This is a genomic window from Streptodolium elevatio, assembly GCF_053592165.1.
On the sequence record NZ_JBSFVE010000022.1, the window covers coordinates 1 to 22,414 of the forward strand.

20 protein-coding genes are annotated in these 22,414 nt (G+C 75.4%); 10 read left to right on the top strand and 10 right to left on the bottom strand.

All coding sequences use genetic code 11. The features are described from left to right. Positions 1–151: 151 nt before the first annotated feature. Positions 152–2,344, top strand: a complete 2,193-nt coding sequence (locus ACWD12_RS31945; protein ID WP_450102476.1) for a protein kinase domain-containing protein — start codon at positions 152–154, stop codon at positions 2,342–2,344. Between the two features lie 86 nt (positions 2,345–2,430). Here ACWD12_RS31945 and yczR read toward each other — a convergent pair whose 3' ends face one another. Further along, entirely contained in the window at positions 2,431–3,924 is a 1,494-nt protein-coding gene (gene yczR, locus ACWD12_RS31950; RefSeq protein WP_450102477.1) for a MocR-like transcription factor YczR, read from the bottom strand. 80 nt (positions 3,925–4,004) lie between these two features. On the opposite strand from yczR, the gene yczE reads away from it, so the two are divergent. After that, positions 4,005–4,787, top strand: a complete 783-nt coding sequence (gene yczE, locus ACWD12_RS31955; RefSeq protein ID WP_450102587.1) for a membrane protein YczE — start codon at positions 4,005–4,007, stop codon at positions 4,785–4,787. A 152-nt stretch (positions 4,788–4,939) separates the two neighbouring features. Here the strand turns inward: yczE and ACWD12_RS31960 are convergent, their stop codons facing one another. Both ACWD12_RS31960 and ACWD12_RS31965 read right to left on the bottom strand, forming a co-directional pair. Further along, a complete protein-coding gene (locus ACWD12_RS31960) occupies positions 4,940–5,248 on the bottom strand; it encodes an AzlD domain-containing protein (RefSeq protein WP_450102478.1) in 309 nt (102 codons plus the stop codon). Further along, positions 5,248–6,168, bottom strand: coding sequence for an AzlC family ABC transporter permease (locus ACWD12_RS31965; RefSeq protein ID WP_450102479.1), 921 nt, complete (start codon positions 6,166–6,168; stop codon positions 5,248–5,250). Before ACWD12_RS31965 ends, ACWD12_RS31960 begins: the two co-directional genes overlap by 1 nt. 244 nt (positions 6,169–6,412) lie before the next feature. Between ACWD12_RS31965 and ACWD12_RS31970 the strand changes: the two genes are divergently transcribed. Next, positions 6,413–6,949, top strand: coding sequence for a helix-turn-helix domain-containing protein (locus ACWD12_RS31970; RefSeq protein ID WP_358360195.1), 537 nt, complete (start codon positions 6,413–6,415; stop codon positions 6,947–6,949). Positions 6,950–7,102: 153 nt separating this feature from the next. Here ACWD12_RS31970 and ACWD12_RS31975 read toward each other — a convergent pair whose 3' ends face one another. Further along, on the bottom strand, positions 7,103–8,749 hold the full coding sequence (locus ACWD12_RS31975) for an amidohydrolase (protein WP_450102480.1): 1,647 nt from the start codon (positions 8,747–8,749) through the stop codon (positions 7,103–7,105). 497 nt (positions 8,750–9,246) lie between these two features. Between ACWD12_RS31975 and ACWD12_RS31980 the strand changes: the two genes are divergently transcribed. Both ACWD12_RS31980 and ACWD12_RS31985 read left to right on the top strand, forming a co-directional pair. After that, the gene (locus ACWD12_RS31980; protein WP_450102481.1) at positions 9,247–10,155 is read left to right on the top strand and encodes an ABC transporter permease; all 909 of its coding nucleotides are present in this window, start codon (positions 9,247–9,249) and stop codon (positions 10,153–10,155) included. Positions 10,156–10,278: 123 nt separating this feature from the next. Then, positions 10,279–11,805 (top strand): AlkA N-terminal domain-containing protein, encoded by a 1,527-nt coding sequence (locus ACWD12_RS31985; protein ID WP_450102482.1) that lies wholly within the window; start codon positions 10,279–10,281, stop codon positions 11,803–11,805. A 126-nt stretch (positions 11,806–11,931) separates the two neighbouring features. Here the strand turns inward: ACWD12_RS31985 and ACWD12_RS31990 are convergent, their stop codons facing one another. After that, complete coding sequence (locus tag ACWD12_RS31990; RefSeq protein ID WP_450102483.1) at positions 11,932–12,399, bottom strand: winged helix-turn-helix transcriptional regulator; 468 nt, start codon at positions 12,397–12,399, stop codon at positions 11,932–11,934. A 108-nt stretch (positions 12,400–12,507) separates the two neighbouring features. Here ACWD12_RS31990 and ACWD12_RS31995 point away from each other — a divergent pair, with 108 nt between their 5' ends. Continuing rightward, positions 12,508–13,212, top strand: coding sequence for an NAD(P)-dependent oxidoreductase (locus tag ACWD12_RS31995; RefSeq protein ID WP_450102484.1), 705 nt, complete (start codon positions 12,508–12,510; stop codon positions 13,210–13,212). Between the two features lie 42 nt (positions 13,213–13,254). Here ACWD12_RS31995 and ACWD12_RS32000 read toward each other — a convergent pair whose 3' ends face one another. Further along, positions 13,255–13,572, bottom strand: coding sequence for a hypothetical protein (locus ACWD12_RS32000; RefSeq protein ID WP_450102485.1), 318 nt, complete (start codon positions 13,570–13,572; stop codon positions 13,255–13,257). Between the two features lie 299 nt (positions 13,573–13,871). Here ACWD12_RS32000 and ACWD12_RS32005 point away from each other — a divergent pair, with 299 nt between their 5' ends. Next, positions 13,872–14,366 (top strand): anthrone oxygenase family protein, encoded by a 495-nt coding sequence (locus ACWD12_RS32005; protein ID WP_358360138.1) that lies wholly within the window; start codon positions 13,872–13,874, stop codon positions 14,364–14,366. Between the two features lie 79 nt (positions 14,367–14,445). On the opposite strand, the gene ACWD12_RS32010 is transcribed toward ACWD12_RS32005, so the two are convergent. Beyond that, complete coding sequence (locus ACWD12_RS32010; protein WP_450102486.1) at positions 14,446–16,131, bottom strand: alpha/beta hydrolase; 1,686 nt, start codon at positions 16,129–16,131, stop codon at positions 14,446–14,448. A gap of 136 nt (positions 16,132–16,267) precedes the next feature. On the opposite strand from ACWD12_RS32010, the gene ACWD12_RS32015 reads away from it, so the two are divergent. The 3 genes from ACWD12_RS32015 (at position 16,268) to pdxR (ending at position 19,812) form a co-directional block, all read left to right on the top strand. Continuing rightward, positions 16,268–17,188 (top strand): pirin family protein, encoded by a 921-nt coding sequence (locus tag ACWD12_RS32015; protein WP_450102487.1) that lies wholly within the window; start codon positions 16,268–16,270, stop codon positions 17,186–17,188. Between the two features lie 340 nt (positions 17,189–17,528). Further along, positions 17,529–18,281 carry a leucine-rich repeat domain-containing protein gene (locus tag ACWD12_RS32020; RefSeq protein WP_450102488.1) on the top strand — a complete coding sequence of 251 codons (753 nt, stop codon included), beginning with the start codon at positions 17,529–17,531 and terminating at the stop codon, positions 18,279–18,281. A 73-nt stretch (positions 18,282–18,354) separates the two neighbouring features. Further along, positions 18,355–19,812 carry a MocR-like pyridoxine biosynthesis transcription factor PdxR gene (pdxR, locus tag ACWD12_RS32025; protein ID WP_450102489.1) on the top strand — a complete coding sequence of 486 codons (1,458 nt, stop codon included), beginning with the start codon at positions 18,355–18,357 and terminating at the stop codon, positions 19,810–19,812. Between the two features lie 106 nt (positions 19,813–19,918). On the opposite strand, the gene ACWD12_RS32030 is transcribed toward pdxR, so the two are convergent. The 3 genes from ACWD12_RS32030 to ACWD12_RS32040 all read right to left on the bottom strand — a co-directional run bounded on the left by ACWD12_RS32030 (position 19,919) and on the right by ACWD12_RS32040 (position 22,274). Continuing rightward, positions 19,919–20,893, bottom strand: a complete 975-nt coding sequence (locus ACWD12_RS32030) for a helix-turn-helix transcriptional regulator (RefSeq protein WP_450102490.1) — start codon at positions 20,891–20,893, stop codon at positions 19,919–19,921. A 113-nt stretch (positions 20,894–21,006) separates the two neighbouring features. Next, the gene (locus tag ACWD12_RS32035) at positions 21,007–21,870 is read right to left on the bottom strand and encodes an NAD-dependent epimerase/dehydratase family protein (RefSeq protein ID WP_450102491.1); all 864 of its coding nucleotides are present in this window, start codon (positions 21,868–21,870) and stop codon (positions 21,007–21,009) included. A gap of 2 nt (positions 21,871–21,872) precedes the next feature. Then, positions 21,873–22,274 carry a cupin domain-containing protein gene (locus ACWD12_RS32040; RefSeq protein WP_450102492.1) on the bottom strand — a complete coding sequence of 134 codons (402 nt, stop codon included), beginning with the start codon at positions 22,272–22,274 and terminating at the stop codon, positions 21,873–21,875. Between the last annotated feature and the right edge of the window lie 140 nt (positions 22,275–22,414).

The window sequence follows — 22,414 nt, forward strand, 5'->3', positions numbered from 1 at the left end:
CATCGCCCGCCTGCACAACCTCACCCTCGCCGGATGACCGGCGAATCAAGCCGCCACACTCCGACAACGGAGATCATTTACGGGACAACCCTTAGGGTCGGTGGGTCGGCCTGGTCCGGGCGTTGCCGCTGTGCGGTGGCTCCGGCACGGGATGTGCGGGCGAGCGGACGAGTTTTCGGGGGCGGGTTTGGCGGGCGGGCGTGTGCTGGCCGGGCGTTATCAGCTCGAGGAGTTGCTGGGTCGGGGCGGTATGGGGGAGGTGTGGGCCGCGGTCGACGCCCGTATCGCGCGGCGGGTGGCGGTGAAGGTCCTGCCGTCGGGCGGCGGCGACCCGCAGGGGCTCTTACGCGAGGCGCGGACCGCGGGGGCGCTCAGCCACCCCGGGATCGTCACCGTCCACGACCTGGGGGGTGAGCCGGACGGCACGGTGTTCGTGGTCATGGAGCTGGTCGCCGGGCGGGACCTGGCGCGCGTGCTGCACGAGGACGGCATGCCCGTGGTGCGCGACGCGGTCGAGTGGTCGGCGCAGTGCGCCGACGCGCTGGCCGCCGCGCACGACGCGGGCATCGTGCACCGCGACCTGAAGCCCGCGAACGTGCTGCTGACACCCCAGGGCACGATCAAGGTCGTCGACTTCGGGATCGCGCGGTACACGGCGGCCGCGACCCGGTCGAGCCGGATCGTCGGCACCCCGGCGTACATCGCCCCCGAGCGTTTCTCCGGCGAGTCGGGCGACGGGCGGGTGGACCTGTACGCGCTGGGCTGCATGCTTTACGAACTCATCTGCGGCCGACCGCCGTTCACGGCGCCGGACCCGATGGCGCTCATGTACGCGCACCTGCGCCAGGAACCGGTCCCGCTCGGCGTCCACCGCGCGGATCTGCCGCCGGGCGTGGCGGAGTTGGCCGCGCAGTTACTCGCCAAGGACCCCGGGCTGCGCCCCGCGTCCGCGCACGAGGTGTGGCGGCGGCTGAGGGCCGTACCTCTCGACGAGGTTCCGTCCCGGCGGCCCGGCCGGGCGGCGGCCGCGTGCGCGGCCACGCTGCCGGGGCACGCAGGCGACGCGGCGGCTGCGGCGGCGGCTGCCGCCGGTTGCGGTGCGGACGGTTCCGGCGCCGCGCAAGGCGCCCGGCCCGATGCAGGTCTGGAGCCCACCCGTACGGTCGCCGACCCGGACGATGCCCGCTGGGACGACTTCGCGCCCGTGGCCGAGCCGGCACGGCGACGCGGGCTCTCGCGTCGTTCGGCGGTGCTGCTGGGTCTCGGCGCGGCGGCGGCCGCCGGCACCGCCGCGGCGACCTACCCGTGGGGGGCGGGGGCCGCCGACTCCGACGCGCCGCCGACGAAGTGGGAGTTCGCCACCGGCGGTGGCATCGCGGCGGCGCCGGTGGCGGACGGGAGCGTGGTCTACGTCGCCAGCGACGACGGCAACCTCTATGCGGTCCACGCGGCGTCGGGTTCCCGGCGCTGGGTCCATCGGACCGGCGGCGACGAGATTTCCCGGCCCACGACGAGCGGGGAGTTCGCGTACGTCCGCAGCGGCAAGGTCGACGGAAGCGGGTCGGGGGCGCTGCACGCCGTCGACGCCTCGACCGGGGCCGCGCTGTGGTCGTACCCGGTGTCGGCGGTCGGCGGGGCCCCGGCCGTGGCCGACGGGGTCTGCTACGTCGGCGGGGGGCTCGAGCCGCCCGGCCAGGGCCGCACCGGCTACATCGCGCGCTTCCACGCCGTGGACGCGCGCGGCGGCCGGGAGCTCTGGACCTTCGCCGCCGCGGGAGCGTTTTACGGCCGGCCCACGGTGGTGGACGGCGTGGTCTACACCGGCTGCATGGACGGCAATGTGTACGCGATCGACGCCGCCACCGGCAGCCGGCGGTGGGCGTTCCGGACCGGCGGCGCGGTGCGGACCGCAGTGGTGGTCGCCGAGGGCACGGTGTACGCGGCGAGCTACGACACCAACGTGTACGCGATCGACGCCGCCGCAGGTACCCAGCGCTGGGCCTACTCCGCCGGTGCGCCCGCGGACTCCCCCGCCCTCGAGGGCGACGTCCTCGTCGTCGGCGGCGAGAACGTCGTGCACGCCGTCAACCGCAGCACCGGGACCCCGCGCTGGACGTTCGCGGCCCCGGATCTGGTCGGAGCCCCGGCGCTCGCCCACGGCCGCGTCCACATCGGCTGCGGAAACGGGAGGCTCTACGGGATCGAGATGACCCGGGGCACCATGAGTTGGAGCTTCCGGACCCACGGGGCGGTCTACGCCGCGCCGGCCGTCACGCAGGACGCCGCCTACGTCGCGAGCCTGGACAAGAAGTTGTACGCCCTCGACTTCACCCCCAGGTACTGAGCCGACTGGGCCGACCGGGCCGGCGGCCCCGGACGACGCGGCGTCACGGGGGCGTCCGGGGGCGGTGCCGGCGTTGGGGCCCGCGGTCAGGCCACGCAGCCGGCGAAGGAGGCGGTGAGGCCGGCGTCGGGGCGGGCGCGGCCGGTTTCGGCGGCGGCGAGGGCGAGGCGGCGTACCGCTTCGGCGAGGGTGGGCTCGTCGAGGGTGTAGGGCAGGCGTACGTGGCGTTCGAACGCGCCGGTGGTGCTGAACAGGGTGCCGGGAGCGAGGCGCAGGCCGTGGCGGGCGGCGGCCTCGGCGAGGACCGTGGTCGACAGGGTGTCGGTGTGCACCCACAGCGACAGGCCGCCCGGCGGGAGCGCGAACGTCCAGTCGGGCAGGTTTGTGCGCAGCATGGCGGCGAGGGAGTCGCGGGCGGCGCGGATGCCGGGCAGGCGTTCGGCGAGTATGGCGTCGGCGTGGTCGGCGATCAGGTGGTGCAGGACGAGCTGGTCGAGCACGGGGGCGGCGACGTCGAGGCCGGCGCGGGTGGTGGCGAGGCGGCGCACCAGGTCGGGGGTGCCGCGGATCCAGCCGATGCGCAGGCCGCCCCAGAAGGACTTGGAGGCGGAGCCGAGGGTGACCACGGTGCCGCTGCGGTCGTGGGCGGCGACGGGTGCCGGGCGTTCGTCCAGGGAGATGTCGAGGGCGAGGTCGGCGCAGGTCTCGTCGACGACGAGAGTGGTTCCGGTGGCGCGGGCGAGGTCGATGAGGTGGCGGCGGGTCGGGGTGTCGGCGAGGTGGCCGGTGGGGTTCTGGTAGTCGGGGATGACGTACGCGAGTCGGGGGTTGGCGGCGCGCAGCGCGTCCTGCCAGGCGGCGAGGTCCCAGCCGTCGTCGGCCATCGGCACGGGGACGGGGCGGCCCCCTTCGCCGCGCACCGATTCCAGGGCGTTGGCGTAGGTGGGTGATTCGACGGCGACGCGGTCGCCGGCGTGCAGGAGGGTGCGCAGCAGGAGCACCCAGGCGGACAGCGCGCCGTTGGTGACGATGATCTGGTCGGGCGTGGTGGGGGCGCCGCGGCGGGTGTAGCGGTCGGCGATGGTCTCACGGAGGATGGGAAGTCCGGCCGGGTGGTAGCCGTGTGCGGTGGTGTACGCGGGGAGCGCGTCGACGGCGTCGGCGACCGCGCGGTCCAGGGCGCGGCCGGGGCCGGGGAGGGCGGCGACGCCGAGGTCGATGGTGCCGGTGACGGAGCTGGGCACGAGCGCGCGGGTGGGCGGGTCGGGCCGGTGGGTGGGTAGCGCGGTCCAGGAGCCGGAGCCGCGACGGGAGACGAGGTAGCCGTCGGTACGCAGAATGTCGTACGCGGCGGCGACGGTGGTGCGGGAGACGCTGAGCCGGTCGGCGAGGCCGCGTTCGGCGGGCAGGCGCGCGGTGAGCGGGACGCGGCCGTCGAGGACGAGGGCGCGGATACGGTCGGCGAGTGCCTTGTACGCGGGGGTGTGCGGGCCGCCGGCGGCCGGGCCCGCGGGGTGCTGCCAGGGGTGGAGTAGATCGGCCAGGCGGGCGCTGCTGACGGTGAGGTGCTGGGCAGTCATCAGTCCACTCCTGGGCAATTGGCCATGGATCCGGGATCCAGTTGTCGCCATTCTCGCATCAGTGGCTCTTTTTGGGGAGCCTGTTCTGCAGGAGGGCGGATCCGGTGGACTGGTATTGGGGGCGGCGGCTGGTACAGCTGTACGCCGGTCTGGCGCTGTACGGCTTCAGCATGGCCCTCATGCTGCGCGCCGGGCTCGGCCTGGACCCGTGGGACGTGTTCCACCAGGGACTGCAGGAGCGTACGCCGCTCAGCTTCGGCGCGGTCACCGCGGTGGTGGGCGCGGCGGTCCTGCTGCTGTGGTGGCCGTTGCGGCAGCGACCGGGCCTGGGCACGGTCTCCAACGTCGTGGTGATCGGCGTGTCGGTGGACGCGTCGCTGCGGGTGCTGCCCGAGGCGGACGGACTGGCCTGGCAGGTCGTGTTCATGCTCGCGTCGGTCGTGCTCAACGCGGTCGCGGGCGGCGCGTACATCGGTGCGCGCCTGGGCCCGGGGCCGCGCGACGGGCTGATGACCGGCCTGGTGCGTCGGACCGGCCGCTCGGTGCGGCTGGTGCGCACCTGCATCGAGGTCACGGTCCTGGCGGTCGGCCTGGTGCTGGGCGGCTCGGTGGGCGTGGGGACGGTCGTGTACGCGCTCGGCATCGGCCCGTTGGTGCAGATCTTCCTGCCGCTGTTCACCGTTCCCGAGCGCGCCGCGGGCAAGACCGACGTGGAGACCCAGCCGGGGGTTGGGCTGGTGGCTGGGCAGGTGGCCGCGTCCGAACCCGGCTCCGACTCCGACTCTGGCCGCGCGGCCGGGCGGGCGCTTGCGGCGGACTCCCCTGTGCCGGGTGGCCCCGAGCACATGCCGACCTCGGCGTGACCTGGGCCTCCGCGCGGCGCGCCGGGGGTGGAGGTGAGGCTCTCTGCCGGGGCGGGGGCGGGAGTTCGAACGTTCCGTGGGGGGTGGGTCCGGAGGTGCCGTGGTGGCGCCTCCGGGCCCGCTGTCGTCCGTGGCGGCTGACCCGCCGGCGCCTACTCGACGCCCGCGAGGCGGAGGAGGGCGGTGGTCCCGGCGGCGGCGACGACCACGACGGGGAACGGGGCCTTGCGGAGGACGAGCAGTGCGGCGACGGCGACGCCCGCCGGGCGCGCCCAGCCGGCGAAGCCGTATCCCCGGGTGAACGCGGCGGCGACGACGAGGGCGGTGAGCAGCACGGTCGCGGCGACGGCGAGGAGGCGCTGCGCCTCGTCGGGGACGCGTACGCGTTCGTGCAGGAGGGGGCCTGCCAGGCGGAACGCGAAGGTTCCGGCGGCCAGGGCGGCGATGGCGAGGAGGGGCATCACGGGCGGGTCTCCTCACGGGAGTCGGGGCGGGCTGCGTGGGGGGCGGGCCCGGCTTTGGGGGCGGCGCGTGCGGACGGCGCGAGTGCTGCTCCGTGTGGTGCGGCGGGCGCGTCCGCCGGGCCGTCGCCACTGCCGCTGCGCGCGGGTTCGTGATCGGCCCCGATGCCGACGCCGCCGTCGGGTTCGGGCGCCGAGTCGGGTGCCGAGTCGGGTGCGGGGACGCTCTCCGGGTTGCGGGTGAGGGCGCGGGGGCGGCGTACGGCGATAGCAAGGCCGGTGAGGGCGAGGAGCACGGGGACGCCCGCGGGGAGGAACGGAGTGGCGGCGACCGCGACCGCGGCGCCTAGGAGGGCGGCGTTGCGGGTGGTGGGTTCGGCGGCGAGCGTGGGCCAGATGAGGGCGAGCAGGACTGCGGGGAAGGCGGCGTCCAGGCCCAGGGCGTCGGTGTCACCGATCGCGCTGCCCGCGGCGGCCCCGGCCACGACGGACAGGTTCCAGGCGACGAACAGGGCGAGGCCGCAGGCCCAGAACGCGGCGCGGCGGCGCGCGGGGTCGCGGTGGCGCAGGACGAAGGCGACGCTTTCGTCGGTGGTGAGGTGGGCGCCGAGGGCGCGGGTCCAGGCGCGGCGGCCGAGGGTGTCGGCGACGGTGAAGCCGAAGGGGAGCAGCCGCGCGTTGAGGACCAGGCCGGTGGCGACGGCGGCGGCCGCGCTGCCGCCGGACAGGACGACGCCGATGGCGGCGAACTGCGCGCCGCCCGCGAAGACGACGAGGGACATCAGGACGGGCACCCACCAGTCGAGCCCGCCGGACACGGCGATCGCGCCGAAGGACGCCCCCACGAGCGCGTCGGCGAGGCAGACCAGGGCGATGTCGCGGGCGGTGCCGCGATCGAGTGTTCGCCATATCGAACGCATGTCCCGTAGGATGAACACACGCGCTGCCGTTCGTCAAGGCGAACAAGAAGACTTCTGGAGCGAACGCATGGGGAAACCGGGGAAGGACACCGCCGTCCCGCCCGACACCGCCGCCCTGTCCGGGACGGCCCCGGCCGAGCCGGCTGCCGACGCGGTCGCCGCAGGCGCCGGCGGAGCCGTCAGCGGAGGCCGGCCCCCGAACGCGGGCCGGCGTGACGGCGGCGCCCTGCCCGGCGTCGACGTCTTGGCGCAGATCGCCGCCTCGGTACGCCGCGAGCGCGAGCGCGCCGGAGTGTCCCTCACCGAACTCGCCCGCCGCGCCGGCATCGCCAAGTCGACGCTCTCCCAACTGGAGTCCGGCTCCGGAAACCCCAGCGTCGAGATCCTGTGGGCACTCGGCGTCGCCCTCGGCGTGCCGTTCAGCCGCCTCGTCGACCCGCCCAAGCCCCAGGTGCGGGTCATCCGCGCGGGCGAAGGGCAGATCACCTACTCCGAACGCGCCGACTACGCCGCGACGCTGCTCGCCTCCTGCCCGCCGCACGCCCGACGCGACATCTTCCGCATCGACGCGCAGCCCGGCGAGCCCCGCACGTCCCAACCCCACAACCCCGGCAGCGTCGAACACGTCGTCATCGGCACCGGGCGCGCCCTCGTCGGCCCCGCCGACGACCCCGTCGAACTGGGGCCGGGCGACTACGTCACCTATCCAGGCGACGCGCCCCACGTCTTCCGCGCCCTCGAACCGGGCACCAGCGCGGTCATCGTCATGGAACACGTCTGACCGACCCCGCCGCACGGCCCGCGCCCGGCGGCGGCCGGACGCGGGTACGCCCCGCCCGGAGCGGCGTCCGGGCGGGGCGTACCGGCGCTTTGTGAACGGCGGTTCGGCTCGGGACCAGCTCACGCTACTCGGCGAACGCCCGGGCGCACGTGGTCAGTCCGCGGTGTACACCACGACGCCCCGCACCACCGTGCGCACGCACACCGGCAGCGGCTCCCCCGGCGTCAGGTCCGGCAGCCCGGGCGTGCCCGAGCTCGGATCCGTCGACCACGCCGACAGCCGCGAGTCCGGGGCCTGCACCGTCAACTCGCCGGTACGCCACACCGCGTACGTCGCCGGCGCCCCCGGTACCAGCACCCCTTCGTCGTCCCGCCCCAGTGCCCGGTGCCCGCCGCGCGTGTGCGCGTTGAACGCCGCCCGCACCGAGATCCGCTCCCCCGGCGTGCGGTGGAACGCCGCCGCCCGCACCGTCCCCCACGGGTCCAGCGGCGTCACCGGGGAATCCGACCCGAACGCCAGCGGCACACCCGCGCGGTTCAGCGTCGCGAACGGGTTCATCCGCGCGGCGCGCTCCGCACCCAGCCGCCGCACGTACATCCCCTCCGTGCCGCCCCACGCCGCGTCGAACCCTGGCTGCACCGACGCCACCAGGCCCAGTTCCGCGAACGCCGCCACCGCGTCCGCGCCGATCAGCTCCGCGTGCTCGACACGGTGCCGCAACGCCCGTACGGCGCCCGCCCCGTACCGTTCCGCCGCCGCCCGCGCGCCCGCCACCACGGCGTCCACCGCCGCGTCGCCGATCGCGTGGAACCCGGCCTGCACACCCGCCTCCGTGCACGCCGCCAGATGCGCCGCGATCCGCTCCGCACCCAGGTGCGCCAGGCCCACGACCCCCGGCCGGTCGGCGTACGCGGCGTGCAGGCATGCCGTGTGCGACCCGATCGACCCGTCCGCGAACAGGTCCCCGCCCAGCCCGTGCGCCCCGTGCCGCGCCGCCAACTCCCGCGCCGCGTCCGCGGAATCGACCGCCTCGCCCCAGTACGCCACCACCTCCGGACCGGCCTCCTCCGCGGCCAGCTTCAGCAGCAGCGCCAGGTCGTCCGCACCCGCGATCTCCGGACCCGCGCACTCCACGAGTGTCCCGATGCCGAGCGCCGCGGCCCGCTCGCGCGCCGCCCGTTGCGCCTCGGTGCGCCGCGCCGGGGTGAGCGCCGCGTGCGCCGCCGCACGTACGGCGTGGTGCGCCGCACCGGTCAGCGGCCCCGCCGGGTCGTACCCGTCCAGCCCCGCCAGCCCCGGGACCGCCGCCCGCAGAGCCGACGACGCCAGCGCCGAGTGCACGTCGATCCGCGACAGGTAGGCCTGCCGCCCGCCGACCGCCCGGTCCAGCGCCGCGGTGTCCGGGATGCCGCCGCGGAAGGACGGCTCGTCCCACCCCTGGCCGAGCAGCACGTCGCCGTCGCCGAGCCGCGCGGCGAACTCCGCGATCCGGTCCAGCCCGTCCGCTCCGGCGGCGCCTTCAGCGCCGTCCGCCAAGGGGCCGCCGTCCGCGCCGGAGGAGCGCAGGTCGAGGCCGGTCAGGGCGAGCCCCGTCGCCGTCGCGTGCACGTGGGAGTCTACGAACGCCGGGGTCACCAGCGCTCCGTCGAGGTCGACGACCTCGTCGGCCGACGACACGTGCGCCTCGGCGGCGCCCTCCGCGCCGATCCACGCGACGGTGCCGTCCTCGACGACGAGGGCGGTGGCGAAGGGGTCGGCAGGGCTGTAGACGTTGCCGTTGCGCAGCAGGATCACGGTCATGGGCCCAGTCTGCCGGGTCGCCGGAACGCGGCGTGCCGGTGGTCACCCGTGCGTGCGAGACGGCGCCGGGCGCGTTCGAGCACGCGTACGAGAAGCGGCCGTTCAGGGGGTCGCGCTCCGGCGGACACCCGGCGGCCGTACCCGCGCGAACCTGCCGGCCCACGGACCCACGGACCCACGGAGCCGCGGACCCACCGAGCGGCCGAGCCGCCGAGCCGCCGCGCGAGGCAGAGGCGGGCGTAGGAGGCCGCCGCTCGCCCCCTCCGCGAGATCCGATCTCGCTTCCCGCGCCCGCACCGCGGCCCGGTCTCGCGCACGCGCGACGCCGACTCGCGCCCCTAGGTCGAGCGTCGCCCGGATCGCAAAGGAGACCCGCGAAAGAACACGCGTGAAGGAAGACGTGTGAAGGAAGACGCGCCGACGCGCGCACCGCGCGACCTGCGCCGGAGCCCCCGGCACCAGGGCCGCGGCGCGCCCCAGCGAGGAGGAATCCGACCATGAGCAGCCCAGCCGCCGCACCCGCGTCCCCGAACGGCGCACCGGCCGCCGTCACCCCGGGCGCCGCCCTCGACGCGGACGACCCGCGCCGGCACCCGCCCGTCGCGGTGCAGGACATCGCCGGATTGTTCGCCGCCCGCGAGCGGCCCCGGCGTCCCACCCCGGTGGCCGCGTCCGCGGTGTTCGCGTGGCGGGCCGTGCTCAAGATGCGCCCGGCCACCACGCACCTGCTGGAGGTGACCGCGTTCCCGCTGATGATGACCCTGATGTTCACGTACCTCTTCGGCGGCGCGCTGGCCGGCTCCACCGACGAGTACCTGCAGTACGTCGTGCCGGGCGTCCTCGTGCAGAGCATCGTGATGACGACCATGGGCACCGGCCTCGCGCTCAACCGCGACATTGCCAACGGGGTCTTCGACCGCTTCCGTACGCTGCCGGTCTGGCGTCCCGCGGTCCTGGTCGGGATGCTCGTCGGCGACCTGCTCCGCTACCTGCTGGCCGCCACGATGATCCTCCTGACCGGCCTGGTGCTGGGCTTCCGTCCGGACGGCGGCGTGCCCGGCGTGCTGGCGGCGGTCGCGCTCGTGTTGGTGTTCGCGTTCGCGTTCTCGTGGGTGTGGACGACGCTCGGCCTGCTCATGCGCAGCGAGAAAGCCGTCGCCGGCACCGCCATGATGGTGCTGTTCCCGGCGACGTTCCTCAGCAACATCTTCGTCGAGCCCGAGACCATGCCCGGCTGGCTCCAGGCCTTCGTCGACGCCAACCCGATCGCCCACCTCGTCAGCGCGGTCCGCGACCTCGCGGCAGGCGACTTCGGCAGCCCCGAGACCGGCTGGACACTGCTGTACGCGGCCGGCTTCGTCGCCGTCTTCGGCACCCTCAGCATGCGCCTGTACAACCGCGGCTGAGCCCGCGCCCGCCCGCCTCGCCGCGGCGCCGCCGCGACCCGCCACCGCGCTCCCCACGGCCTGCCCCACCGCCGCGTCCGAAAACCGCCAGTCACCGCGGGCGGGGGGACGCATCATGGAGGGGTGCCCGAGACCTTCACCGCCCGCTACCAGGCCATCAGCAGCCGCGACGCCCGCTTCGACGGCAGCTTCTACACGGCCGTGTCCAGCACCGGCATCTACTGCCGCCCCAGCTGCCCGGCCCGCACGCCCAAGCCCGAGAACGTCTCCTTCTTCACCACCGCGGCCGCCGCACAGGCCGCCGGGTTCCGCGCCTGCAAGCGCTGCCGGCCCGAGGCCAGCCCCGGGTCGCCCGACTGGGACATCCGCGCCGACCTCGTCGGCCGCGCGCTGCGCCTGATCGCGGACGGCGTCGTCGACGAGGGCGGCGTCGGCACCCTGGCCCGCCGCCTCGCCGTGTCCGAGCGCCACTTGCACCGGCAGATGGTCGGCGAGGTCGGCACCGGCCCGCTGGCTCTCGCGAGGATGCGCCGCGCGCAGACCGCCCGCATGCTCATCGAGGCCACCGACCTGCCGATCACCCAGATCACGTTCGCCGCCGGCTACTCCAGCGTGCGGCAGTTCAACGACTCGATGGCGGAGGCGTTCGGCTGCGCGCCCACCGAACTGCGCCGCCGACACCGCCCCGCGGGGCCTGGTGCCGACGGTGAGGGCGACATAGTCCTCCGGCTCCAGCACCGCCGGCCCTTCTCCCACGACCCGCTGCTCGACTTCCTCGCCGACCGCGCGATCGGCGGCGTGGAAGAGGTCGTCACCAACGACCGCGGCCGCGAGGGTGCGGGCGACGGCGGCGCGGGCGCGCGTTCGTACCGGCGCAGTCTGCGCCTGCCGCGACGCACCGGCATCATGACCGTCACTCCGCACCCCGACGCCGGGTACGCGACACTCCGCCTGCGCCTGGAGGATCTGCGCGACCTGACCGCCGCCGTGCAGCGCACCCGCCGGTTGTTCGACCTGGACGCCGACCCGCAGGGCGTCGACGACGTCCTCGGCGCCGACCCGCTGATCGGCCCGCTGGTCGCCAAGAACCCCGGGCTGCGCGTGCCCGGCCACGTCGACGGCTTCGAACTCGCGGTCCGCGCGGTCCTCGGCCAGCAGGTGACGGTGAAGGGCGCGCGGACGCTCGCCGAACGCCTCGTCCGCAAGCTCGGCTGCCCGCTAGCCGCCCCCGACGGCACCCTCACCCACATGTTCCCCAGCGCCGAACAGGTCGCCGGCGACGACCTCTCGGGCATCGGGCTCACCGGCTCCCGCACCCGCGCGCTGCGCGCCCTCGCGTCGGCGGTCGCGGACGGCGGCGTCGTCCTGGACCCGGGCGCCGACCGCGCCGACACCGAGCGCGCGCTCCTCGCGCTGCCGGGCATCGGGCCGTGGACTGCCTCGTACATCGCGATGCGCGCGCTCGGCGACCCCGACGCGATCCCGCTCACCGACCTGGGGGTCCGCCACGCCCTGCGCGACCTCGGCGCCGACGACACTGCGGCGGCGGTCGCCGAGCGCGCCGAGGGCTGGCGGCCGTGGCGCGCGTACGCAGCCATGCACCTGTGGACGCACCTGTCCGGCACGGACGGCGGCCCGTCGGGCGGCTGACCCGTGAGGCAGCGCGACCTGCCCCCAGCCGGCCCGCCGCACCTGACGTGCGCCGTCCTGACGTGCCCTGTCCTGACTGCCCTGTCCTGACGTTCCCTGTCCGACCCCGCCCCATCTGACCGGCCGTCAGCCTGCCGCGTGCTCGCGGTCGTTCAGGTACGCCTCCCGCGCCGCGAGCAGCGCGGGCAGGTTCGCGGCCGCCCACTCGCGGCACGCCTGGATCGGGCCCAGCAGGGTGCGGCCGAGGTCGGTGAGCGCGTACTCGACGCGCGGCGGCGACTCGTTGTACGCGGTGCGCGTCACCATGCCGTCGCGCTCCAGCGCGCGCAGCGTCTCGGTGAGCACCTTCGGGGTGATCCCGCGCAGCGGCACCTTCAGCTCGGAGAACCGGCGCGGTCCGTCGGCGAGGCAGACGACGACCATGCCGGCCCACTTCTCGCCGATCCGGATCGGCACCGCGCTCTGCGGGCATGCCGGGTCGAAGAAGTCGCCGGTGAGCGGCGCGCGTGCCGGGGACGCCGGCTCCGTCGCTGCCGGCATCGGCTCCGGGGTCGGGGACGGCTGCTTCGGGGGCGGTTCCGCGCGGTTCGGCATGCGTCCGACGTTAGTCCGGTTTCGTTGAAGTAACCAGTATCCGATCCATACCGTTGCAGGCAGCGGCGGGGATCGGCCCCGCCGCGCAGAGCAGGGCGGAGCTGTGTCATGAGCGGAATCCACGAGACGGGCACGGGCGGCGGGGACAGCGGGGGCGGGCTCCGCATCGCGGTGTTCGGCGCGGGCGGCCGGGCCGGGCGGGCCGTGCTCGCCGAGACGGTGGCACGCGGGTACGCGGTCACCGCGGTCGTCCGCGACCCCGCCCGCCACGCGGACCTAGTCGGGCGGGCGAACGTGTCCGTGGTGGCCGGCGACGTCACCGACCCGGCCGACGTCGCCCGCGCCGCGGCCGGGCACACGGCGGCGGTGAGCGCGGTCTACACCCCGGACACCGGTTCGCGCGCGTTCTTCGGCGCGGCGTCCGCCGCCCTCGTCGAGGGCCTGGCGAAGGCCGGTGTCACGCGGCTGGTCCACGTGGGGATCGCGACGACCGTCGAGACGGCTCCGGGCGTACGCATCATGGACGCGCCGGAATTCCCGGAGGAGTGGCGGGAGTTCGCGCGTGGGCACGCCGACGCGGCCGACACGTTCGCGGCGGCCGGGGACGGCCTGGACTGGCTCGTGGTGTGCCCGCCGATGGTGCTGGACGAGGCGGGGCGCGCGGGCGCGTACCGCATCGGGAACGCGCGGCCGGTGGACGCGGCGGAGGTGGCCGTCCAGGGGCACATCTCGTACGCGGACCTCGGCCTCGCCGTCGTCGACGAGATCGCCCGCCCGCGTCACCACCGCACGGTCGTCGCGGTCTCCGACTGACGAAGCCAGGGCCGTTCGGCCAGTGCGGGCAGTGCGGCCTGGTCAGCCGGCTCCGCCGAGGTCGACGCTGCCTTCGTCCACGCCGCACACGTACCAGGTCCCGTTCTCCCGGTGCAGGTCCAGGACGTAGGAGGTGGGTGCGCCGTCGCGGCCGGTCACGCTCACGTTGATGTCGGCGCTGTCGCCGCTCTCGACGGAGCCGGTGAGCGCGAAGCCGAATCCGGCGCCTTCGTCGGCGAGCGCGTCGTGGGCGCTGTCGTCGCGCCGGCCGCCGCAGTCGCCGTAGTAGGCGGTCGGCGGGGCGCCCTCGGCGACCGTACGCAGGTAGTCGCGTGCGCGGTCGTGCACGGCGCTGTCCAAGATGTCGTCCTTGGCGCACGACACGCACGCCGCCAGGCACGCCGCGCCCACTAGTGCCGCCACCGGCCCGGTCGGCCGCGCCGCGGCCCGAAGTCCGTTGCTTCCGGCCGCCGTTCGCCCACCCCTGCTCCGCACACGGACCCCCACCCGCTCGTACGACCTGCGGATCGTAGCGCGCTCCCGTACCCGGTGGTGGCGAGCTGGCAGGCTCCACCGTGTCGGACCGCCGCCGCGGCGCCGGCGCACACCGGGCGGCACCTTGGACACACCCCCGATACCGGGGCGGCGGGAGGCGGAGCGTGGACGGGCTGAGAGTGGCGTCGTTGATCCTGGCGACGATGACGACGGGCATGATGGCGGGTGTTTTCGGGATCTACGCGAACGCGATCATGCCGGGGCTGGCGAAGACCGACGACCGGACGTTCGTCGGGGCGTTCCAGGCGATGGACCGCGCCATCATCAACCCGGTGTTCCTCGGCGGCGGGTTCGTGGGCGCCCTGCTGACCACGCTGCTGGCGGGGCTGCTGCACCTGGGCGAGGACGCGCTGCCGTGGATCGCGGCGGCCTTCGTGCTCTACCTGGCGACCGTGGTGATCACCGGCGGTGTGAACGTGCCCCGGAACGACGCGCTCAAGGCGGCCGGCGACCCCGACGCGATCGACACCGCAGCCGCGCGCGCCGCGTTCGACGAGCACCGCTGGCGCGCCTTCAACCTGGTGCGGGTGGTGCTGAACACGGCCGCGTTCGGGCTGCTCGCGTACGCGCTCGTGGTCACCGGCAGATCCGGCGCCTGAGCGCCCTGGGGCCGGCCCTCTGGTCTTTCGGGGCTGATCTACAGGGCCTGATCGACTAGGCGCGGTCTACGGCGCCGGGTCAGGCGCAGCGGACGTCCGCGCCGGGCAGCGTCCCGTCGAGGAGGTGGCGGTCGACGGCGCGGTCCACGCAGGCGTTCTGCCGGTAGATCGCGACGTGACCGTCGCCGTTGTACGTCACCAGCCGCGAGGCGGGCAGCTGCCCGCGGACCCGGGGTGCGGCGACGTGCGGTGTGGCGGGGTCGCGGGTGGTGCTGACCAGCAGCATGCCGGGCAGGCGCGTGCCGTCCAGCGGCGTGGCGAAGTCCGGTCCGGGGGCTACGCAGTCCGCCGCCCAGCTCCACACCACCGACGGGCCGAGCACCGGCGCGGTCGCGGTGATCTCGCGGCCCAGGCGGGCGGCCTCCTGGGCGGAGAGGAAGCGGCCGTCGGCGCAGTTGATCTCGAAGTAGCCGTCCAGGGAGGAGTCCGCGTACGCGCCGTCGTCGCCGCGGTCGGCGTAGGAGTCGAACGCTCCGATCATCGGCGCGGCGTCGCCGCGGGCGAGTGCCGCGACGAGTGTGCGCAGCCTGGGCCACTGGGCCGGGTGGTAGAGGTAGCCGCAGACCACGGTCGAGGCCATGGCCTCGTCGAGGGTGCGCCCGCCGGCGCGGGCGGGGGTGTCGCTCAGCTTGTCGAGCATGGCGCGCATCTGCCGGGCGGCGGCGTCGGCGTCGCCGGTGAACGGGCAGCCGGCCCTGCCGATACAGTCCGCCGCGAACGCCCGGAACGCGGCGTCGAATCCCTGCGCCTGCTCGCGGGCGAGTGCGGTGCGGTCGGAGGCGGGGTCGAGGAGCCCGTCCAGGACGAACCGGCCGACGCGGTCCGGGTGCCGGTCTGCGTAGCGGGCGCCGAGGTAGGTGCCGTACGAGGTGCCGACGTAGTTGAGGCGTTCGTCGCCGAGGACGCCGCGCAGGATGTCCATGTCGTCGGCGGCCTCGCCGGTCCCGAGGTGCGGGAGCAGGTCGCCAATGCGCGCGGCGCAGCTCCGGCCGAAGTCCTTGAGGACCGCGGCGGCCGCGTCGACGGCGGCGGCGTCGCGCGGGGTGGGGTCGATGGACTGAAGGCGGTCCATGAGGGGCCCGTCGGCGCACACGACGGGGGTGCTGTCGCCGGTGCCGCGCGGGTCGAACCCGACGATGTCGTAGCGCGCGGCGAGGGTGGGCTTGGAGTCGGCGAGGTTGACCACGGTGTCGCGTACGCCGCTGCCGGGGCCGCCCGGGTTGGTCGCGAGGCTGCCGATGCGCGCGGACGCGGGGCCGGTGGCGGGCATCCGGTAGACGGCAATCTCGGTGGTCTTGGCGGCGGGGTCGGCGTAGTCGAGGGGGACGCGCAGGCGGGCGCACTGGAGTCCGCGGTCGGCGCCGCGCTGGGTCGGGTCGGCGGGGCAGGGCTTCCAGGCGGGCTTTTGGGCGTAGAAGTCCTTGAGCGCGGGGTCGGCGGCGCCGCGCGGGGCCGCGGTCGCGGGTGCCGGGGGTGCGGCGGGGTCCGGCTGCCCGCTTGCGGTGCCGGTGCCCGGGGTGCTGTCCGCGCCGCCTGTGCCGTTGCCGGGGCCGGTGGAGGAACCCGCGGAGGCGGCGGCGGGCTTGGTGTCGGCGGCGTTGCCGGTCGCGCGGCCGTCGTCGGAGCTGCATCCGGCCGCGACGAGAGCGGCGGCGACGAGTAGAACGGTTATGCGGGCGGTCGCGGGGACGCGGGCGGCTTTCACGCGGCCAAGGGGTATCACACGGTTGGTGGTTCGGGGAGGGGCGGGGGTGCCGAGGGTCCCCGCGGAATAGCGGCACCCGCAACCCAGTTATATTGAGCGTTCAACAATATGGAGTCCGTGAGCAGATGGAGGCGCGATGACCACGCAGACCCCGACCCCGACCGCGCGCCGGGTGGCGGCGGTGGCCGACCGTCGCATCGTCGGCCCGGACGCCCAGGTCGACAACAAGGCGCTCGTCCTCGAACCCGGCAGGCCGGCGCGCCACGACCCGTTCCTGCTGCTGGCCGAGGACTGGTTCAGCACGGTGGGGTTCGACTGGCATCCGCACCGCGGCCAGGAGACCGTCACGCTCGTCCTCGAAGGCCGCGCCGAGCACCGCGACAACCGCGGCGGGCACGGCGTCCTCGGGCCGGGCGACGCGCAGTGGATGACCGCCGGACGCGGCCTGTTCCACGCCGAGAAGGCGTACCGCGGCGAGCCCGTCCACCTGCTCCAGCTGTGGATCAACCTGCCCGCCGCACACAAGATGGACGAGCCGCGCTACCAGGACCTGCGCGCCGACGCGATGCCGGTGCGCCGCGAGGAGGGCGTCGAGGTACGCGTCTTCTCCGGCCGCTCCGGCGACGCGGTCGGCCCGGCCGTCAACGTCGTCCCGGTGACCATGGCCGACGCGGTCCTTCAGCCGGGCGCCGGATACCCGCAGGAGGTCCCCGCGGACCAGAACGGCTTCGCGTACGTCGTCTCCGGCTCCGGCCGCTTCGGCCCGGACCGTACCCCCGCCGAGGCGGGGCAGGTCGTCCATCTCGCGCCCGGCGAGCCCGCGACGGCCCCGGCCGCGACGGACGCAAGCGGGAGTGAGAGCGAGAGTGGCCCGGCGTACGGCGTGCTCGACGTCGAGGCCGGCGACGAGGGGCTGCGGTTCGTGCTGTGGACGGGCCGACCGGTCCGCGAACCGGTCGCGCACTACGGGCCGTTCGTGATGAACACCCGCCGCGAACTGGAGCAGGCGGTCGCCGACATGCAGGCAGGGGCGTTCGGCGAGATCCCGACCGACTGATCCGACTGCGTGATCCGAGCTCTTGGTTTGGGCGCGTGACCTGAGCACGTGACCTGAGCACGTGACCGGATCACCGGGCCCGGTCACGCGCCGACGGGGCGGCCAGATGTGGGCGGTGCGTTGCGACGCACCGCCCACTCGCATGTAGGTCCAACACGCATGTACTACGCCCCACACATGCGTCCGCCACGCCGCACCCGGCGCCGCCGCCGTCCGCGGCCCGGCGCCCGCTAGCGTTGGGCGCAGCGGCGACAGCGCACCGCCCGCCTGCCCACCTACCTACCTACCCGCCTGCTGCCTGCGGGCCGCGCCGACGCACCGCACGGAGACCCGCACCACCATGAGCGACACACGAGCCGACGACCGAGCTGCCGTACGCGTACTGGACCTGTGGCGCCACCGCCTCGGCGCCGTCCCCGAGGCGCTTTGGGCGCGCACCGACTGGACCACCGTCGTCCTGGCCGAGAACGATCTCACCGAAGTCCCGCCCGGCCTCGCCCGCATGACGGCGCTCCGCACCCTCGATCTCGGGCACAACACGCTCACCCGGCTCCCGGACGACATCGGCGACCTGCCCGCCCTGACCGACTTCCTCTACGTGCACGACAACCGCCTGCGCGAACTCCCCGACACGCTCGGCCACCTGACCCGCCTGCGCTACCTCAACGCCGGCGACAACCCCCTCACCCGGCTCCCGGACACTCTCGGCCACATGACCTCGCTCGTCGAACTCCGCGCCGAGAACTGCCGCCTCACCACCCTCCCGGCCACCCTCGGCGGCCTCCGCGCCCTCCGGGAACTGCATCTGCGCGGCAACCGCCTCAGCGGCCTCCCCGAGTCCGCCGCGCACCTCGCCGACCTGCGGCAGCTGGACCTGCGCGGCAACGCCCTCACCGAGATCCCCGTGGCCCTCGCCGCCCTCCCCCGCCTGCGCCACCTCGACCTCCGGGCCAACCACATCACCCATGTGCCCGACTGGGTGGCCGAACTCCCCCGCCTGGAGAAGCTCGACCTGCGCTGGAACGCCCCCTCCGCGGCACCGCACGACCTCGTCGACACCCTGGAACGCCGCGGGTGCGCGGTCCTGCGCTGACCACCCCGGCGGCCACTCCATCGCCCACCCCGCCGACCGCCCGCAGGTGCCGCGGCGCGCGTAGGGTCGGCGGATGGCCGAAACACACGGGACCGGGCTGGATCTGCACCTCGACGTGACCCGCGGGCCCGGCGTCGGACGCGCCCTGGCCGCGGCGCTGCGCGACGCCGTACGCTCCGGCCGGCTCGCCGCCGGCACCCGGCTCCCCGGCACCCGCACCCTCGCCGCCGACCTCGGCATCGCCCGCGGCACGGCCGTCGAGGCGTACAGCTGCCTGATCGCCGAAGGGTGGCTGACCGGGACCACCGGAGCCGCCACCCGCGTCGCCGAACTCCCCGCGGGGCTCCCGCCCACGAGCCCCGAACCCCGCTCGCCACGCGACGCACTTCAAGGCGTGGTGCAGGGCGGCGCGCCGCACGCGACATCTCACGCGCCCGTACCCGGCCGTCCCTCGATCGACCTGCGCCCCGGCCGCCCGGACCTCAGCTCGTTCCCGCGCACCCGCTGGGCCTCCGCCGTACGCCGCGCGCTCGCCTCCGCCCCCGACAGCGCCTGGGACTACGGGGACCCGGCCGGGCAACCCCGGCTGCGGGCGGCGGTCGCCGCGTACACCGCCCGCACCCGAGGCGTACGCGCGGACGCCGACTCCGTCGTCATCACCGCCGGGTTCGCCCACGCCCTCGCCGTCCTCGGACGCGCCTTGCACGGCACCGGAGTCCGGCGCATCGCCGCCGAGGACCCCGGCCTCGCCCGGCACCGCGACCTGTTGCGCGCCGCCGGACTGCACGTCGCGCCGCTGCGCGTCGACGACGCGGGCGCCGACCCGGACGACCTCGCCGACGGCGTCGGCGCCGCCCTGCTCACCCCCGCCCACCAGCACCCCCGCGGCGTGGTCCTGGCCCCGCGCCGCCGCGCCGCGTTCCTCGACCTCGCCCGCCGCCGCCACCTGTACCTCGTCGAGGACGACTACGACGGCGAGTTCCGCTACGACCGCCAACCCGTCGGCGCGATGCAGGCGCACGCACCCGACCGCGTCGTGTACGCCGGAAGCGCCAGCAAAGCGCTGGCCCCCGGCATGCGCCTGGGCTGGCTGGCCGTACCGCCCGCACTGCGCGAACCGGTGCTGCGCGCGGTCGCCGAACTCGGCGCGGAACCCCCGGCCGTCGACCAGCTCGCCTTCGCCGACCTCCTCGAACGCGGCGACTACGACCGGCACATCCGGCAGGCGCGCCTGGCGTACCGGCGCCGCCGCGCGGACCTCGCGGCCCGGCTCCCGCACCCGTTGGACGGCGTCCCCGCGGGACTGCACACCCTCGTCCCGGTCGAATCCGCCGAGGAGGAACGGCGGTTGACGGATACGGCACGGCACGCCGGACTGGTCCTGCACGGCCTGCACACCGCGGGGTACTGGCACGAGCCGTCCGACGCCCACCCGGCCGCACTCGTCGTCGGGTACGCCACCCCGCCCCCACACACCTGGCGCAGCGCCCTGGAAACCCTGACCAACCTCCTGGCCCCCACCACCCCATAGGCCCTGACCCTGCCGGCCCGCCCGAACCTGGCCCGGTCAATCGCCCAGGCCGCCCGGGCGTGTGTCCCTCGGCGGCTCCACCTTCGACCGACGCGGGCAACTGCTCTCAGGGGGACGCCGTGTAGCGGGTGGCGATCGCGGCGGCCCGGTCGCGCAGGGAGTCGCGCAGCCACTGCGGGGCGAGGGCCTCCGCGCCCGGCGCGAGCTGCCACAGCGCCCATTCCGCGTGCCGCGCGTCCTGGAAGGCCACTTCCATCCGCAGACGCCCGTCCGCGTCGGCCTCCTCGGCGAGGACCGCCAACGCGGTGCCGACCAGCTCCGCCCGCCGCGCCGGGTCCACCCGTACCCGCACGGTGACCTGGTCGCCGCCGGTGCGGAACCGCGTGCTGCGCTCCCGCCACGCCCGGTCCAGGTCCACCTGGTCCGGGCGCTGCGCCGGTTCGTCGAGTTCCTCGGCGGCCAGGATCCGCGAGAGCCGGTACGTGCGTTCCTCCCCGGACCGGGTCGCCAGCAGGTAGCCCTGGTCCCGGACCGTCACCAGGCCCACCGGGTCCACGGTCCGCCACTTCGGGGCCTGGTCCACGGCCGCGTAGCGGATCCGCAGCCGGTGTCCGGCGAACACCGCGCGCCGGACCTCGGCCACCACGGCGTCCGGCGGCTCCTCGACGTCCCGACGCCGCGCGAGCAGGTCGGTCTCGGGGTCGATCAGCAGGCGTTGGGCGGCGCCGGCCGCGGTGGTCCGATAGCTCTCCGGCAGCGCGTCGACGACCTTGAGCATCGCCGAGGCGAGCGCCGACCCGAGGCCGAACACCTGGGCGCCGCGCCGCGACCCGGCGACCACCAGGGCAAGCGCCTCGTCGTGGTTCAGCCCGGTCAGCTCGGTCCGGAAGCCGGGCAGCAGCGCGAAGCCGCCGTGCCGCCCGCGTTCGGCGAACACCGGCACGCCGGCCGCGGACAGCGCCTCGACGTCGCGCAGCACGGTGCGGGTGGAGACCTCCAGCTCGCGGGCCAGCGCGGCCGCGGACAACCGGCCGTGCTGCCGCAGCAGCAGGACCAGGGAGACCAACCGATCGGCGCGCATGCGACGACTCTAGGAGGGATGCACAACACCGGCTCCCATGGTCCGCCGGAAGGACTGGCGGCGCCACCCGCGGAGGCGGCCGCCGAGCCGTACGCCCTCGGCGGCCGCCGCGTTCACAGGGTGCGGAAGCCGGTACGCCACGACGCGTACTCCGGTTCCCAGCCCAACTCCTTGCGCGCGTAGGCGTTGTCGGCACCACGCGCCCAGCCCGTACGCCCTTCCGCGGACGGCAACGGGGGCGACGGCGGGGGCGCGCCGACCGCGTCGCAGAACACCGGCACCCACTCTCGGGCCGCGGCCGGCTCGTCGTCGACCACGTTGGCGGTCGTCCCCGCCGGCCACCCCAGCGCGAGCGCCGCCACCCGCGCGGCGTCCGCAACGTGGACGAAGCTGCCGACGTCCGCGTCGGCGGCCAGCTCTCCCGCCCGCGCCCGCTCGCCCGTCAACCCGTCGCGGGTGTACCAGGTGCCGGGGCCGTAGAGCAGCCCGTACCGCAGCACGACCCACTCCGGCAGCTCCCGCACCGCGCTCTCCAGCGCGACTGTCCCGGCGACGCTGGTCCCGCGCGGTCCCGGCGCGGCGGTGTCGAGCGGCGTGTCCTCGGCCGCAGGGTCCGGGCCCGCCTCGTACGCCCACGAGATGCTCTGCGCGACCATCCGCCGCACCCCGGAGGCCAGGGCGGCGTCGACGAGGTTGCGCGTACCGGCGGTCCGGATCCGGGCGTTGGCGCCCACGTCGCCCCGGCTCAAGTCGGTGAGCTGGTGCATCACTACGTCGGGGGACGCCGCGCGCAGCAGCCGCGCAAGGCCGGCCGCGTCGTAGACGTCCCCGAGCACGGGCGTGGCCCCGGCCGCGCGGACGGCCGCTGCGCCCGACTCGTGGCGCGTGAGCGCGGTGACCCGGTGGCCGTCCGCGACGAGAAGGGGGAGCAGCAGGCGGCCGACGGCGCCGGTCGCGCCCGCGAGGAACACGTGCACGGTCACTCCTCCCCCGCGTGAACAGCCGGACGCGGGGCCCGCAGCGCACGCCGCGCCCGCAGCTCCGCCTCGTCGACGAGCGTCAGCATCGGCTCGCCGGGAACGCCGAGCATGACCACGACGAAGCGCGTCCACCCGTCGGCCAGGTTGTTGCCCGCCTGGTAGTGGATCACGTCGCCGCCCGGCTCCCAGAACGCCTCGCCCGCGCGGATCACCCGCTCCGGCTCCCCTTCGAGTTCGAACACCATCTCCCCTTCGAGGAGGTACCCGAACACCGGGCCGGTGTGCCGGTGCGGCGGCGTCCCGGGGTCCCCGGGCGGCAGTTCGACGGTCATGGTCATGGCCTCGGCACCGTTCGGGACGAACGGCGGCGTGACCTGCAGCAAGTGGTTGAGCGTCGTCATGCCCACGACGCTACGCCCCGACCGGTCCATAAGACTGGACCAGTTAATGCTGGATTCCCTGGACCGGTTGCGGCACGCCGTCCCTGCCGACGCACCGACCGGCCGCCCCCGAACCCACGCTCGGACCGGGCGGGCCGGGC